This is a genomic window from Vibrio sp. KUL70, assembly GCF_059725515.1.
Genome location: NZ_AP045835.1, coordinates 1,218,280 through 1,233,950, shown reverse-complemented (window position 1 = coordinate 1,233,950; position 15,671 = coordinate 1,218,280). Strand labels below are relative to the sequence as shown.

Annotated in this window: 12 protein-coding genes; all 12 read right to left on the bottom strand. The window is 39.8% G+C overall.

The genetic code is table 11. The annotated features are described in order from the left end of the window. Window positions 1-2: 2 nt before the first annotated feature. Entirely contained in the window at window positions 3-1,727 is a 1,725-nt protein-coding gene (gene mshE / locus AC6I7V_RS19445; RefSeq protein WP_498011946.1) for an MSHA fimbrial ATPase MshE, read from the bottom strand. Continuing rightward, window positions 1,717-2,901: a tetratricopeptide repeat protein gene (locus AC6I7V_RS19440; protein WP_498011945.1), complete on the bottom strand. Its 1,185-nt coding sequence runs from the start codon at window positions 2,899-2,901 to the stop codon at window positions 1,717-1,719. The genes mshE and AC6I7V_RS19440 overlap by 11 nt, the downstream gene beginning before the upstream one ends. Continuing rightward, window positions 2,898-3,743 carry an ExeA family protein gene (locus AC6I7V_RS19435; RefSeq protein WP_498011944.1) on the bottom strand — a complete coding sequence of 282 codons (846 nt, stop codon included), beginning with the start codon at window positions 3,741-3,743 and terminating at the stop codon, window positions 2,898-2,900. Before AC6I7V_RS19435 ends, AC6I7V_RS19440 begins: the two co-directional genes overlap by 4 nt. Before the next feature lie 43 nt (window positions 3,744-3,786). Next, the gene (gene mshL / locus AC6I7V_RS19430) at window positions 3,787-5,454 is read right to left on the bottom strand and encodes a pilus (MSHA type) biogenesis protein MshL (protein WP_498011943.1); all 1,668 of its coding nucleotides are present in this window, start codon (window positions 5,452-5,454) and stop codon (window positions 3,787-3,789) included. Between the two features lie 14 nt (window positions 5,455-5,468). Then, window positions 5,469-5,804 (bottom strand): MSHA biogenesis protein MshK, encoded by a 336-nt coding sequence (locus AC6I7V_RS19425; RefSeq protein WP_498011942.1) that lies wholly within the window; start codon window positions 5,802-5,804, stop codon window positions 5,469-5,471. Then, window positions 5,797-6,444 (bottom strand): MSHA biogenesis protein MshJ, encoded by a 648-nt coding sequence (locus AC6I7V_RS19420; RefSeq protein ID WP_498011941.1) that lies wholly within the window; start codon window positions 6,442-6,444, stop codon window positions 5,797-5,799. Before AC6I7V_RS19420 ends, AC6I7V_RS19425 begins: the two co-directional genes overlap by 8 nt. Beyond that, window positions 6,444-7,880 carry an MSHA biogenesis protein MshI gene (locus AC6I7V_RS19415; protein WP_498011940.1) on the bottom strand — a complete coding sequence of 479 codons (1,437 nt, stop codon included), beginning with the start codon at window positions 7,878-7,880 and terminating at the stop codon, window positions 6,444-6,446. The genes AC6I7V_RS19420 and AC6I7V_RS19415 overlap by 1 nt, the downstream gene beginning before the upstream one ends. A 310-nt stretch (window positions 7,881-8,190) precedes the next feature. After that, window positions 8,191-9,597 carry a lytic polysaccharide monooxygenase gene (locus tag AC6I7V_RS19410; protein WP_498011939.1) on the bottom strand — a complete coding sequence of 469 codons (1,407 nt, stop codon included), beginning with the start codon at window positions 9,595-9,597 and terminating at the stop codon, window positions 8,191-8,193. Window positions 9,598-9,980: 383 nt separating this feature from the next. Further along, the gene (locus AC6I7V_RS19405) at window positions 9,981-12,068 is read right to left on the bottom strand and encodes a glycosyl hydrolase family 18 protein (RefSeq protein ID WP_498011938.1); all 2,088 of its coding nucleotides are present in this window, start codon (window positions 12,066-12,068) and stop codon (window positions 9,981-9,983) included. Window positions 12,069-12,438: 370 nt separating this feature from the next. After that, the gene (locus tag AC6I7V_RS19400) at window positions 12,439-14,091 is read right to left on the bottom strand and encodes a response regulator (protein ID WP_498011937.1); all 1,653 of its coding nucleotides are present in this window, start codon (window positions 14,089-14,091) and stop codon (window positions 12,439-12,441) included. 128 nt (window positions 14,092-14,219) lie between these two features. Beyond that, on the bottom strand, window positions 14,220-14,567 hold the full coding sequence (locus tag AC6I7V_RS19395; RefSeq protein ID WP_498011936.1) for a hypothetical protein: 348 nt from the start codon (window positions 14,565-14,567) through the stop codon (window positions 14,220-14,222). A 101-nt stretch (window positions 14,568-14,668) separates the two neighbouring features. Continuing rightward, complete coding sequence (locus AC6I7V_RS19390) at window positions 14,669-15,322, bottom strand: winged helix-turn-helix domain-containing protein (RefSeq protein ID WP_498011935.1); 654 nt, start codon at window positions 15,320-15,322, stop codon at window positions 14,669-14,671. Window positions 15,323-15,671: the final 349 nt, after the last annotated feature.

Genomic DNA, 15,671 nt, shown 5'->3' with positions numbered 1-15,671 from the left:
CTCTACAACAAGATTGGTTCTGCCGAGCCTGAAGCGTCACCTTCACCAAGGTGCATAATTTCATCTAGGCTGACTACCCCTTGCAACGCCAGTTCCATCGCCGATGCGAGCAGTGTTTTATAACTTTCAGAGCGTCTTGCTGTTTGAGCAAAACCGACCGCATCATTAGCGCGAAGGGCATCCATCATATTTTGCTCAAGCTCCAACATTTCAAAGACACCAATTCGGCCACGATAACCGGTGAGGTTACAGTTCTGACAACCGCGACCTTTTACGAATGACGCAGAAACCTGATTGGGGAATCGCTCACTGAGCCACTGTTTACGCGCATCATCTAGATCATCTTCTACCTTGCAGTCGCTGCACACCTTACGAACCAATCGCTGAGCCACTACCGCACGCACGGCACTAGCCACCAAGTAACCTGGAGCCCCCATATCCATCATACGCAGAGCGCTATCAACAGCATCGTTCGTGTGAAGGGTGCTTAATACCAAGTGACCGGTTAATGCAGCTCGCAGACCAATCTCGACCGTTTCATGGTCACGCATCTCACCGATTAGGATGATGTCTGGGTCTTGACGCAGGAAGGTTCTCAGAATGGTTGAGAAGTCGAGGTCAATTTTCGGGTTAACCTGTACTTGGTTGATACGTGGTAAACGATATTCCACCGGATCTTCAGCGGTAATGATCTTCTTACCTGGCTCATTGAGCTCACTCAGCGCACCGTAAAGCGTGGTGGTTTTACCTGAACCTGTTGGACCCGTTACCAAGATCATACCGTGTGGTCGACGCAGCTGTTTGCGCAAACGAACCAAGAGATCGACTGGAAGACCTGAAGACTCTAACTTACGTAGGCCCGCCGATTGGTTAAGTAGACGCATCACCACCGACTCGCCGTGCTGCACTGGCATGGTCGACATACGAATGTCCACCGATTGCCCTTTGGCACGAATGTTAAAACGACCATCTTGTGGTAAACGTTTCTCAGAAATATCCAAGTTTGCCATCAGTTTTAAACGTAAAACCAGTGCAGACGCGATATTCACTTCGTTAAGCAGTGTCTCGTGCAGCACACCATCAATACGCTGACGTAAGCGCAATACATTGGCATCTGGCTCAATATGAATATCGGAAGCGCCAACTTGAATCGCATCTTCAAACAGTGAGTTGATAAGCTTAACAACGGTAACTTCATCGCTATCTTCTTCAGCGATATCAAAATCAAAAGCTCCATTCACTTGATGCTCAGCATGCAGCTGCTCAGCAAATGAGGCGATCTCTTTGGTACGACGATAATAACGGTCAAAGCCGTCAACCAACTGGCGTTCAGGGGCAACCACGAACTCAAGCGCGTAATCGCCTAATTGACCAAGCAGAGCTTCTTGAGCAAACAGATCCGCAGGATCACTCATCGCGACACGTAACATGTCATCTTTTCTGCCAATAACCAACGCACGAAGACGTCGCGCATGCACTTCAGGAAGCAGTTGGACTGCTTCAACATCAACCGCAGCACGGCTTAAGTCAATAAGAGGAATATCAAGCTGTTGCGACAAGAAGCTCAGCATCTGTTGCTCAGACAAGAATCCGAGCTCAATAAGCGTATCACCTAGCTTTCTGCCTGAGCTCTTTTGAGCGGCAAGTGCTTGGTCAACTTGCGCCTCAGTAATAATGCCCTCTTCAACTAATAGGTCACCGAGTCTTTTTCTTAATCTAACCTGCATTCTTGGTGCCCTCTAGGTCTGAGATAACTTTTAGCCTATCGCGGATAAAACTTTGAGATTGTGATGAGATACCGACACGAACCAACGCATTTTGGTAAGACTGCTTTGCATCTTCAAACATCAATTGACGCTCTTGCTGAATAGCTAAACCTAACCACCAGCGCGCGTTGTCTTGCTCTATCTCCGTCAATTTTTGATAACTCTCTAGCGCGATCGTTTCTCGCTGAGCTTTTTGGCTTAGCGCAGCGCGCATCGCAAGGTACTCTTTGGATACATTACTTGGTAAATACAACAGCGGGCTAAGTGCCGCCTCTGCTTGATCTGCTTTGACTAACAGTTTTGATAGTCCTAATCGCAAGGCTTCACTGTCGTTGTTCAAGCGTATACCCGCTTGCAAAAGCTCGTAGGCTCTGCGTGTTTCACCCTTACCAAAATAGAGTATCGCAAGTTTCTGTCTGACTTCTTCATCGCGTGGTGTATAGCGCAGCGCTTCTGTAAACCCTTGCAGAGCACCCTCTAGATTATTGGCATCAAGTGCCTTCTTACCTCGGCCAACGGCATTTGCAGCCAATTGCTCCGGAGTCAGATCAACTTGCTCAACAACGATCCCACTTGCGTTCTCTTGTGCAGTGGCTGCACTCTCGGCTGTTAACGGTTTCGCTTGAGCTACTGATTTTTTCGACTGAGCATGCGTTGTTTTCGCGCTTGCCAATAACACTGGTTTTGATGTTGTCACCGTCGGAGTATCGGTAGTTCTTGCGACACTGACGTTGGCTCGACTCGCTTTTACCGGCTCTGATGCCGCACCAACCGAAGTATTTGTTGCCGTCGCAGGTTTACCATTTACAGCCGTTTTAGCTAACGCTTTTTCAAACGCAGGTTGTGATTCTGCAGACACGATTTTTTTCGTCGGTGACTCTGCTAATACAGGAGATGAAACAACGTTAGTTGCAGTTACCTCATCATTCACTGCGCGGCTTAGCTCAACCGTACCGGACTCCACACTTGGCCCTTGAGACACAGCCCATCCGCCCATAGCCAGGCTCAATGAGAAGCCAGCCGTTACCCACAGCAATGGAGAGCGTGTTTTTATCTTTGGTACTTCAGCAGCTTCAATCGCTACTTTGGATTCTTTCTTAGCCAATTCTGATAAGGCGTTATTTATGGTACTCATGATTCACTCCAACCCCACAAAATTGGCTTCTTAAACTTAGGTTTTGATACATCGTAGGTTTCATGCATCGCTGAAAATAGGTGCTGATTTTCGACGGCCTGCTTATGCTCGCTAAAGGCCATTAACAGTGCTTTATGACACAGTTGATTAATTAGCCTAGGAACACCTCTGCTTGAACGCCAAATCGCCCTCTTATGGTTCAAACTAAATAGGGTTGATGCACCACCAGATTTGCTGATTCGGTTGTCGATATAGGCAACAGTCTCATCAAGATTCAGTGTTCGCAAACAAGAACTAAAAGTGATTCTTTGACGAAATTGCCTAAGGTCATAAGCTTCTAGTCGAACATCCAATTCAGGTTGCCCGAGTATTACAATCTGAAGTAATTTCTGTTTTCCAGTTTCCAAGTTACCAAGCAACCTCAGTGACTCTAACGCTTCATTTGAGAGGGCTTGCGCCTCATCAATTACTGCGACAACTCTAAGACCTGAGTTATGCAATTCAATCAACTTATTTTGAATAGAATCTAACGATACAACTTTGTTTTTAACAGTTACACCAAGCTCGCTTGCAACAGCATTATGTACTTCAGAGCCCAAAAACACGGGCGTTGGCAAGTAAATTAGGGCTGTGAAGTCTTTTAGATGATTGACCAACATCCGACACACCATCGTTTTACCTGTTCCAACTTCTCCGGTTATTTTTATGATACCTTCTCCCATGTTTAATGCCGATATGACCATTTGAATAGCCTCAAAATGCGGAGCTAAGCCATAAAAAAGCTTCGTATTTGGCGTTAGAGAGAATGGCGATTGTTCAAAACCAAAGTGAGCTTGATACATCACTAATCACCTCTGTGACGACGCCACTACGTAAAACTGCGGATTACTCTTCATCAGGGAACCATTGCTGCAGAAGATCACGTGAACGCTCAAGCTCACTTTGCCATGTGTTCACACCAACAACTGTCGGTTTTAGTAAGATCACTAGCTCAGTTTTTTGCGTCAACTGACTGGTATTTCGGAACAAGTGACCAAGTACAGGGATGTCACCCAAAAATGGCACCTTAGAAGTCATATCACTGGAGTTAGATTTCATCAATCCACCGATCACAACAACATCACCATTTCGTGCACGAATCACCGAATCTGACTCACGGATCGAGCTTCTTGCTAACGGCAATTCGACGATGCCTGTTGTTGAACCGAGGTTTAGAGACTTGGTCTCCTCGCTCACATCAATAACTGCAGGATGGACATGAAGGAACACGTTGCCTGTGTCATCAATCTGAGGCGTAACATCGAGAGAAATACCAGAGAAAAATGGGGTTAGTTCAACTTCTGGTGCAACATTAGCGTTGTCGCCACTGCCTACAGAGCTCGATAAGTCCGTCACGTAGTATTGATCGGTACCGACTTTGATCACCGCTTTTTGATTGTTGGATGCCGTTACTCGTGGACTAGATAGTACGTTCAGATCGCCTTGAGTACCCATAAAGCTCAATACCGCTTCAAAGCTACCGCCAGAGACAACAATATTCGATTGACCACCGAGCAGCGCACCAACCGGATCAAGTCCAGGTAGCGTCCTAGGAGTGATGACACCCGCTGTATCTTTAACAATGTTACCCTTGCCTATGGTGTAATTAGTACCATTAGATGAGAACATCTCGGTCCAGTTAATACCTTGCTGGTAGCCATCGCTTAGAGTGACCTCCAAGATCTTAGCTTCCAAGATAACTTGACGTTGTAAGCGCTCTTGAGAAACACCTAAAAACTGACGAACCTCACGAATCTCATCAGGGTACGCGCGAACAGTAATCACACTTGCTTGAGGTGTCACAACAACGCTTTGTCCATTGCCACTACCAATTAAATGCTTCACCGCCGCTTCCAACTGAGGCCAGAAATCACTCTCAGACGTGGTTTCAATCTCAGTGCCCCCTGTCGAAGACAAAGAGTTTGAAGATGTAGAAGCGTTGTTTGAGTTAGAGCTTGAGCTAGAGCTAGAAGAATTCGATGAATTCGAGTCTGAGTTCGTGATCGTCCCTGTTGTAATCGTCGTCAATGAACGACCTGCTCGCTTGAGCTGCAAGTAGTCAACAGGAATAGTCACGGTGCGCAAGCCAGCAGGGAAGATTTGGATAACCTTGCCGCGCTTCTCGATATCGTAGCCGTAAAGATCTTGTACGACAGACAGCACTTCATCCAGAGTAACGTCGGTTAAATTAACGGTAATGTTGCCCGTAACACTTGGGTGAATTGCGGCACTAAACTCCGTCCCTTTGACTAAGCTTGCAAAGAAAGCTCGAGCATCAACGCGATTGGCTTGAATACGAAAACGCTTAACCGTCTCCATATTTGCCGACATTGGATCATCGTCAAATTGCGGCATAAGATCGTCTTGAACCGATGAAGGAAGCTCACTCAGTGCGCGGCTATTGGCTTCATTAATGGATTCATTTAAAGACGCTTTGATCTCTACTGGGTCACGGTGGCCCATAGAACAACCGACTAAAGATGATGCTAGGATTACTACCATAAGTTTATACATGTCTTTACCCAAACTTAATTCTTTTTAATATCTGAAGAGAACAGCTCTAACTTCCATTGCTGAGTATTTCTCTGAAGAGTGACATATTCTGAATCTATTTTTTTTACTTTATACCCACGAACCATCTCGCCTTGCGAGACAACCTGACCATTCAAAATGGCATAGCACGGGCTCTCTCCTTTACACACTATGCTCTGTAATGAAGGGACGCGATAGCGAGTTGGGGTCTTTTTCACAGGTGCTGCTTTCTGTTCTTTTGGAACCAACCACCCTAGCGGTGCGGTTGGATCTTGCGCCGAAAAAACCGATGAGCTGCAAAACAGCAGAGACACGAAAAGAACTCTAACCACCAATAAACTCCTGTCTATTACCTAGGGTATACACCTCAAATATAAATCGAGCTTTAGGATATTCTTCTACCGTGTACTCAAAAGTACGCCAGTAGTAACGAACGGATAAAGACTCTAGTGTCTGAAGGTAAACTACAATATCAAAATAACCACCTGTCAGTTCAATTCTAACTGGGTGAATAAAATAGCCAGAATATTCACTGGTCTCTTTATTATTTGAAATCGCTTCTGGCTCTAGTGATTCAAGTAACTCCAATTTCACCCCATTACTTACATTGAGTACACTTTCAAGTAATTGCGACATTTGAGACGGTGATACCAGCCCACTAAGCATTCCAGCAAGCTCATCGGACAGATCTTGATTCTTTTTCATCAATTCTTTGTATTCGAGCATCAACTCTTTATTAGGGTCTTTGCTCAATTTAGCTTGCATAACAAGTAATTCACCTTGCTGTCTCTGATTGGATTCAATCAAGCTAGTCATCTGTATATTTTTTGTTTTTAGATCGAGGTATGCTGGCTCGATCACTAAAGTAAATAGCAACATCGAGAAACCAACGAAGCTACTCAGTACTAACAGCAACTTTTCTCTTCGACTTAATACAACGAAATAATCACTAAGCTGTTTCCACTGCTGCATTACTTACTTTCCCTGCGTGTATTCAGTTCAAAGGTCACTATATCTTGTTCATTACGACCAATTATTAGTTTTTCAAAAGAACGACCAACAAGATTGAGTTCATTTTTAAATTGGCCAACCCAATTAGGGATAACATTGGCATTTTGAGCCAAACCACTTAAGTCTAACGTGTCATGGGTCATATAGATGTGAGAGAGGGAAAGGTCACTGCGGCCCAGTTGAGCTAGAGAATTCATAATATTAGAATAACCAACTTGCATAGATTCATCGTATTGACTGACAGCATTTAATGTTTCTCTTTTAGCCTGATATTCGCGTTTTAGGCGGTCAACTGCCGCAACTTTGTCAAGAGAAGGTTTGTGTTGAGTTAACTCACTGTTCAATTGGTTAATCTGCTTACTAAGGTGGTTTGATTCTTGTCGTAGCGCAGTCAATTCAATATCTATTTGGGAGGTTTGATAGTCCATAACAAGGAGGCAGCCAAGTGAAAACATGCCAATAACGACCCAGATCGTGGCCAAATTAGCTAGACTAAAATAGTCTTTTCTCGGCTTTAAATATTCTGGATAAAGGTTTACTTTGAAAGATTTTATTTTAGCTGCAAACTGAACCAACAAATTTTCAGTATTTTCGCGATCACCCTCTATTAGCAGCGAAACTGTTGGACTTAACGTATTGTTTAACGCAATTTGTAACTCATCCTCATTTACATCATCACAGCAAATTTTTAGTTGATTAAGTTGCTTATCTTTTATTTGTGAAGACAAGTAATCTATCGATCGTTGAAGATCGAGAGCAAGGCTCTCTAGCTGTAAAGTATTAAATTTACCTTCAATTAGAGAAGACTCAACACCACGAATAGTTCTTTGAAAAAAAATAGTATGTTCAACAAACGCCCTTAGCTTGAAATTAGAGTTAGGACTACGTTGTAAAAGAATGAAGTTTGACAGATCACTAGCACTATGACACCAGACTTCATCTTCTGGCACGATCTCTTTTAACTCAACTTGCGCTGAACGAGCGATATCAATCAACTTATCTAATATTTTTTTTGCCAATATATACACTTGCAGTTTGTTCGAACCAGGCAAGGCTACGGCACTCGCAGTAATCTCTCTTTCAGAGACTAAGTCTTTAAGTAAAAATGGTAAGGCCTCTGACCATTCGCTCTCTGGAATATTTGGTTTTTCTACTTGATAGACTTGGTAATGTTTAGCACAAACAATAAGTTGTAAACTGTTTCCGGTAAAAACCTCACTATTTAAAGAATTTACAAGTGCCCCTTCCCAGTCGCCATTAACAAAAGGAATAGTCGTTACTTTAAGTTCTTTCCCTTTCGATGCTATATAAGCAGCATCATTACCAAGCATAATAACTTGAGTAGTATTATTATCATGAGATAAATTTAGTTTATCTATAATTTCTTTTAAATTCATTTTTAACTTCTACTTAAAGGCACCTACTTAATCAAGCCAATTTTAACTAAAATTCCGATTTAAACCATCTTAGTATTTCTATCTAACACGGGGAGTTGTTATTAATAAAATCAATTCTTAGTCAATTTAAACCCGATATTAAGTATATATTTAAGAAGTGCCTCCTAGCTACAAATCAATTTTTAATTAATCGCTATTTAAACAAGAAATCATCAATTACAATTAAGCCACTTTATATAAAGTGGCTTAGTGAGAAAAGCAAAGAAAATTGCCAATTTATGGAGCCAACAGAAAAGTTACTCTCGAGGCATTATTTTCTCCAAACACCCCATTCGCCAGTTGTACCTGGTATATCACCTTGCGTCCACCAATATGCAGTCCAGATTTCACCGTTATATGTTACAGAATCGCCATTATTATAGACTTTGGACTCTTGCCACTCCATGGAGGGTGTTTCAGGTTCTGTTGGTACTTCTGGAGCAGTAGGGGGTACAGATTCATTTTCCAGAATACGCCATACACCCCATTCGCCAGTTGTTCCTGGTTCCTCATTTCTAGTCCACCACTGAGCTACCCATATTGAGTTATTGTGCTCAACAATATCACCATCGTTATATACTTTATTTTTATCCCAACTAGGGTGACCAGTCACTGGAGGCTCAGGATCTACCTCTGGAGGCTGTGGCTCCGTTGCTTTTATCAATGATAATTGATAACTTGGATTCGACGAATTAGCAAAGACTTTATTCGAAAAAATGTTGCTTGTATCGAACATATAATGATTCATTGCTTCGTGCCAAATACCAACAAACCACTTTCCTTCTTTCTGTTCATTGAACTTTGCAGCTAGTACCGCAGGCCAATTATCTAGGTTAGGTGAAGATATATCTAAACGGACATCGGTAGTCTCAATACCATGCTTGTTAAATGTTCGGAATCTAACCGTATCACCGATATCTACACTTGGAAATTCTGTAGTTAGAAAGTAGCCTAAATCTACAAGATAATTGCCTTCTGGCTCATCAGGTGTTGCATCTTCACCTGGCGGCACTTGACCACTCGAAAAAGTTATGTCACTACAATTATAGAAACCCTCACCAGCGGCATCATTGCGTTGCCAGCGGGTATATAAAACAGCATCACCAGAACGTCCCTCTGGTAGGGTTAGTTCGATTCTGTACTTTCTATCCTCATCTACCTGTACATTTCCTGCTGTGTCTATCAACTCCAAATCTTCCCAATTAAGAGGGCGGCTATGATCATAATCTTCATTACTTAAATAGAATTGCCAGAAAGACGGATTGTGGGGTGCAGTAGCATTAAAAACCAACTCGAATCTGTTGTTATCGTCTAACGCTATTGGGGTTTTCTGCCAATGAGGTGATGCGATATTCAAACCAGCTTTAGCATTTGACCCGGCTGAACAAAGTGTACCGTTTGGGATCGCAGACTTAACTGAATCCATATCATTGTAATCGACGATATTGATTGCAACTTCATTACGTTGCACGAATGGATAAGCGCCAGACATGTCAAACGCAAGCTGGCACGCTTGATTAGGAAGTTGACCTGTCCAAAAACCTCCATCTAAATAACATGTATTTTGTCTAGCACTAGGATATTCAACCCAACCGTGGGCAAATACATCATTAGTGCTCATTAACAAGAACATAGGTAAAGTTGAAAGTACCTTAGGTGTTTTTCTAAGCTTAATCATAGATTTTCTCTTAAAATATCTAAAAAACGAGTCGAATAGAATTAAACCAATTCTGTACCGAAACGCTGTGTACGTTACCGGCATTATGCAATAACACCTAATAAAAAAGGTTAATTTAGCTGTAATTTACATGGTAAATTACAGCTAAGCATCAAAATCTCTTAGAGTTTTTCCTTTAAATAAGAATTAAAGTTAATTAATGCAATTGCAACTCCAAAGCTTATATAGATAAAGGGGCAATTCAACAACCTACATACTGCCACCGTACTTCAAAGCAATGTAAAATATAGGATTAATTAAAATTAATAAATGTCATGCGCTAGGAAGAAAAAAGCCAGCAAAATGAGCTGGCTTCGATTTAGATACAAGAATTTTTATTGTAATTAGTTGGCTGGGCGCCAAACTCCCCACTTATCATTCTCATAAGTTGTTTTCGGATTTTGACCACCTTGGATATACCATTGGGCTTTCCATTCACTACCAGCGTATGTCACAGTTTCTCCTCCTTTATAAATAAGCGTAGAGTCCCATGCTGTTGTTTCAGGAGTCGATGGTTCAGAAGGAACTTCTGGAGTATTTGGGTCTTCTGAAGTTACTGGTCTCCAAACACCCCACTTATCGTTATTAAAGGTAACTTCTGGATTGTTTCCACCCTTTACATACCATTGAGCTTCCCAACTCCTGTCTGCATACTGTACAACATCACCACTTCTGTACACTTTTGTTGCATCCCATTGGTCATCATTTGGTACTTCCGGTACTTCCGGCACTTCCGGTACTTCCGGTACTTCCGGTACTTCCGGTACTTCCGGTACTTCCGGTACTTCCGGTACTTCCGGTACTTCCGGTACTTCCGGTACTTCCGGTACTTCCGGTACTTCCGGTACTTCCGGTACTTCCGGTACTTCCGGTACTTCCGGTACTTCCGGTACTTCCGGTACTTCCGGTACTTCGTTGTCGACAAGACCAGTTAACGTCTTACAATCAGCTTCGGATAGTTTACTACCATTTGTGTCAATTAAACCGCAAGAGGAAATTAAGTTAGTCATATCTAGTTTGGTATTTACTATACGGTAACCAAGGCCTTCACGTGCAGCATTAACATGATAACCAGGGTCGTGGTCTACCATCCAATTGAAAACACCGCCCAGATTTTTCTTTTTAGCATATGCAGCCTTTGCATAAACACTTCGCGGTGTATCAATACTCAAGAATTGATTAGTATTTGGGTTAAACAGAAAATCAGAATTTGCATCAGTATCTGTGTACATTTCATAGCCGTTCATACCTACAACACCAGAAGCTTTATAGCTAACTAGATTATCAGCATAATCGTAAAGCTCTGATACACCAACATCGTAACTTTTATTTGTCGAACTATTCGGTACGAAAGTACCCACAAGAGGTGATACACTCTGAAGATCAACTCTACCTGCATTTCTGCTGTAATTAGCGTAACCAATTTGAATGGCTGTCGAAGGTACATCCAGAACATCAATCATGTAATCAATCGACTTTTCTGCTGAATGAAAAGTATCGTCACCTGAAAATATATCACCGGAGAGATTTGTATGATGAGCTAATTTGTCTTGCCACTCACCCATAAAATCGTAAGTCATCAAATGAACATAATCTAAGCCATTATCGATTAAGTCTTTTATATTGGATGCTGCAAGTTTGGTTGCTGGTGCTCCCGCTGCAATAGCAATTTTCTTTTCTGGCATTCCGTGGTGATTCAAAGCTTGGCGCAGCTCTTTTATCAACAGAGTGTAGTTTTTGCCGTCATCAACTGACCATGAATTGCCACTAGCACCTCCACCACCTGGATATTCCCAGTCAATATCAATCTGGTCAAACATAGGATATAAAGTGAACCATTTGATAGCACTATCTATAAATACTTTTCTAGATTTTGGATCTGCAGACATACGAGAAAATGGTTCAGACAATGACCAACCACCTACGCTAAACGCTAACTCTAAGTTAGGGTCCTTCGCTTTCATATCTCTCAGTACTGCAATGAGACCTCCCGCATATTGTTGTCCGGTTTCGAAGCTCGCGCCACCTTGTATCTCACTATTCCAATAACCGTTACCACTACCATAATCTGTCAAATAATCTGAATTCGGATCGGTGAATACGATCGTAAAATCCGGATAGTTATTTTTCGAGCACACACTAGCTACAGCATTTACAGCGGAAGTATTGGTTGGGTCACCTACGCCTGAACCACACAGACCCATAAAGGAATACACTAATTTATCATACTTCCCTTCAATATCATTGAGATTGAAGCCTCTTTCATACACACCCCAGTTAGATAAGTAACCAGCAACAGGAAGTAATGACTGATCATGTTCATATACGTTAAATACTTGCTTAGCATCAGACCATTTTGCTGCATGTGCCGTTCCCGCCACACTACAAGCAACCAACATAGCCAAGCTGGTTAGTTTTAATTGAGTTCTCATTATAAATCCTCTTTATGAAACTAAAATCACGCCTTAATATATTCAAGACGAAAACTTAATTTAAAGGGCAACGAAGTCATAGTCTATATAAATTCATATAATTAATCGTCTTTCTAAATCCGCTAATGGGATAAAATAAAAAGTTTTCAAACCCAAATCATATATAAGTTGAAAAATATAAAATTAATGTGAATTTATCATGTCATATACAAAGGAGACATGAGAACCAATGTCTAAACACTCTATCTTAAGATACACATTAGTTTCAGACACTAAAACTCTAGTCAATATTTCCGATATATTTCAACCATGAAATTTTTAGCACTTTCGACAAGGAATAGGAACGTTATTAGTATACTCAGTCTTTTTATCAAATATCATGAATAGTAGAAAAAGCTCTTTTATAAAAATAATCATACTTATGTTTTTCAAGATAATCTTTATCGCTAAGCTGTCTTATTACATTATCACTTTGTTTTAGCAACATCCTTGTTTGATTTTTACCTAACCCTTCAGGCCAAACCTCCCCCAAATGCTCCACAATTTTAATTCGAACAGATACTAAGGTTGGATATCTATTAGAAATTTCGATATAAATTAGAAGTGACTCTTTCTTATTTAAATTCCGTAATGCTTGATATCTTTCATTAAGCCAATTTATTTTTTCTTCTTCCAAATCTTTTGATCTTTTGAGAAGAACATTCATAGACTCAAGAATTATTTCACTGTTGATTTCATTTTTATTATTCACTATTATTCTTTCATAAGATTTCGCTAGCATTAAAGTTGCTTTTTGACTTTCTTTGTCATAAGAACAGAAAGATAATAACCAAACAAAATATAAAAGGTCGTAAAAATGAAAAAGACTATTATTAGATACTACCTCTCGAAAACATGAGTTTAACAGACATAAAAACTCATCGAACTTCCCCTGGAGTAGTAATAAGTGTGATGCCAATATATCTACATTTACTTGTAATGATCTAGATTTTTCTTCTATGGAAACTAGTTCTAGCACTGAAGATTCTATATTAGACAAAGAAATGCTATTCTTCGGTGAATCCATAGAGTAAAATGTTAACATCCTTCTTACTAAATTCAACTTCATCCAAAGATTATTTCTAAATGTGTCGTTATTTAAGTTATAATATTTTTTGTAAAAATTAAATGATTCACAATAATCACCAACAGCAAATGCTAAATTAGATATTACTAATTCCCTCTCTGAGCTACCTTTAGTTAACCCATTGACAACCTTAAGATGTACAATACTATCAGGGATATTATTAGAATGAAGATCAATACTAGCCAATTCTTTTATGGCATTTATATTCTTCGGGCTTCTCTCTAAAATGGATTTTACTAATTTCCTCGCACCCTCCAGCTCTCCGAGATTCTTCATAGAATTTGAAAAACCCAATAAAACCCAATCGGATTCGTTATCATTTAGAAGATCTTTATAAAAATTTTTAGCTTGGTTCCATAGCTTCATGAAACGGTAGAATCTACCTTTCTCCCGCATAATGTGATTGTAATATTGAGGAAGAAAAGGAAGTAATCTGTCACACTCTTGAACACCTAATTCAAAATCACCTTTATCTCGAGCTATATATATATCCTTCATCGCATGTTTACGCTTCACACCCGATACAACTCTTTTCCTAAGAAACTCTTGATTAAATGGCTTCAACAGATAATCATCTGGTTCTAACTCAATCAATGCATTAACTGTTTCTAAAGAGGAATCTCCGGTTATAACAACAAATAATGACTCACTCTTTAGGCAGTCAAAATGTTTCATTTCTTCAAAAATTTGTTTTCCGTCAAGTGTTGAATAGAAGTTATAATCACAAATTACGACATCAAATAATTCATTTTTAGCCAATGCTATCCCACTTTTCGGGCTTTGAGAAAATGCGATATTTTTCTCATTAAATCCGATTTTTGATAACATACCTCGCACACTACTTATAACCACATTTGAGTCATCAAGTATAAGTACTTTCAACTTTGTTACATCCATTATTGAAGTTTACTCTAATTATTTTAATCATTATTCATTTCTATTCTAATTATCAGTAATGTAATTAAATTCTAGTTAAATGATTTTCATAAAATAAAACAATGACTAAATTTCGGCCATTACATTCTTCATTCATTTAAAGTCAACCTCCCTTTAATATTAGCAACAATAAGTTTATTTTCAGGAAACTCCTGAAATATGTACATGGTATTACCATCTCGTTGCATGTGGTAAAACAACATTAGATAAGCCTGTGTCATCCTGTTGTAACGATCCGTAGAATTTTCTTTATTCCCTCCTTGTACTCTTTCTCGACTGTATACCAAATAAATAATTTGATTACCATATGCTAATTGTCGCCCTTCAACTTTCCATGTAGATAGAAGCTTATGTTGTTCATCGAAATGATAATGCATGGCTACAAATTTTCCTCTATAACAAGTTACAAATGTTTCTCTGTTTACTTCAGATTTCATTGTTGTCATCTGATATGAGCAACCGAAACCATTAATTACTCCATAACTCAGCCATGATAAAGCAAATATAGAACACAAGATGGATATCACGAGCAGTCTATTCATTGTTCTTTTACCTCTGTATAGTACTTCGAAGATACGAAATAGATCTTGCTTCCAGTACTATATCTCAAATCAACGAGGCGCTTCTCTTCTGAAGACAAGTAGCAAACGTCATTTGTAAATATTTTCTCACATTTGACATCAACCCAGGATATATAGAAATAGAAAAACTGCGCTAAAGTGGGAGCCAGAATTAAACTTAATATGATTATTTTTAATAAAACTTTACCTGGCTTTTTGTCTATATTTGAAACACCTTGGGTTTCAACATTTGAAACACCTTGGCTTTCAACATTTGAAACACCTTGGCTTTCAGCATTTGAATTAAATTTATCAGATCGCTTTACTTCCTCATCAATTACTATCTTATAACCACGCTTCGGTTCATTTACAATACTTATCCCACCTAATTTAAGAATTTTTCTTAAGTTAGATATAGCTACCGCTAAAGAATTCACTCCAGTTGAATTATTCTCTCCCCATCCTGCGATCTCTAAATCTTTTCTTGATACAAGTAAGTCAACATTACTATGAAGCGTTTTCAATATATTTGCTTCTGGAATTGTGATAACATAAGACACTCCGTCTGGTAACTTCAACGTAGCAGTGTTAGATATTTCTAGCTCAAAAGGCCCAACATGAACCAAGACCATTTTTTTCTCCGATTTCGAATGACGATACATACATTTTAGTTCATTTTTATTATGAGTACCTAGTCGAAAACATTGGTTACGCTAAATCTAACTCCGCCCTTACTTATGAAGTATGCCTTTAACCAGTCGAGTTCGTCTAAAGGCAGTTTAAAAGTACAATGCACGTTTTTTCCTTGGACTAAGTCATTATCACACATATCTAACACAGACTGAATCGAACTAGCAATTAATGTAGCCCTTGCTTCTATGTGTTTAGTATCATACAATTCAGACATTATCATTATTTCTTTGCTCTCTATTGAAATCACATTCATATCTTTCTTATCACACTACGATTCCACCTCGCATA

Coding starts and splice junctions, on each gene's coding strand:
- AC6I7V_RS19390 (WP_498011935.1), bottom strand. CDS start 15,322: ATGGTCTTGGTTCATGTTGGGCCTTTTGAGCTAGAAATATCTAACACT.
- AC6I7V_RS19440 (WP_498011945.1), bottom strand. CDS start 2,901: ATGAGTACCATAAATAACGCCTTATCAGAATTGGCTAAGAAAGAATCC.
- AC6I7V_RS19395 (WP_498011936.1), bottom strand. CDS start 14,567: ATGAAATCTGAAGTAAACAGAGAAACATTTGTAACTTGTTATAGAGGA.
- AC6I7V_RS19435 (WP_498011944.1), bottom strand. CDS start 3,743: ATGTATCAAGCTCACTTTGGTTTTGAACAATCGCCATTCTCTCTAACG.
- mshE (WP_498011946.1), bottom strand. CDS start 1,727: ATGCAGGTTAGATTAAGAAAAAGACTCGGTGACCTATTAGTTGAAGAG.
- AC6I7V_RS19420 (WP_498011941.1), bottom strand. CDS start 6,444: ATGCAGCAGTGGAAACAGCTTAGTGATTATTTCGTTGTATTAAGTCGA.
- AC6I7V_RS19415 (WP_498011940.1), bottom strand. CDS start 7,880: ATGAATTTAAAAGAAATTATAGATAAACTAAATTTATCTCATGATAAT.
- AC6I7V_RS19400 (WP_498011937.1), bottom strand. CDS start 14,091: ATGGATGTAACAAAGTTGAAAGTACTTATACTTGATGACTCAAATGTG.
- AC6I7V_RS19410 (WP_498011939.1), bottom strand. CDS start 9,597: ATGATTAAGCTTAGAAAAACACCTAAGGTACTTTCAACTTTACCTATG.
- AC6I7V_RS19405 (WP_498011938.1), bottom strand. CDS start 12,068: ATGAGAACTCAATTAAAACTAACCAGCTTGGCTATGTTGGTTGCTTGT.
- mshL (WP_498011943.1), bottom strand. CDS start 5,454: ATGTATAAACTTATGGTAGTAATCCTAGCATCATCTTTAGTCGGTTGT.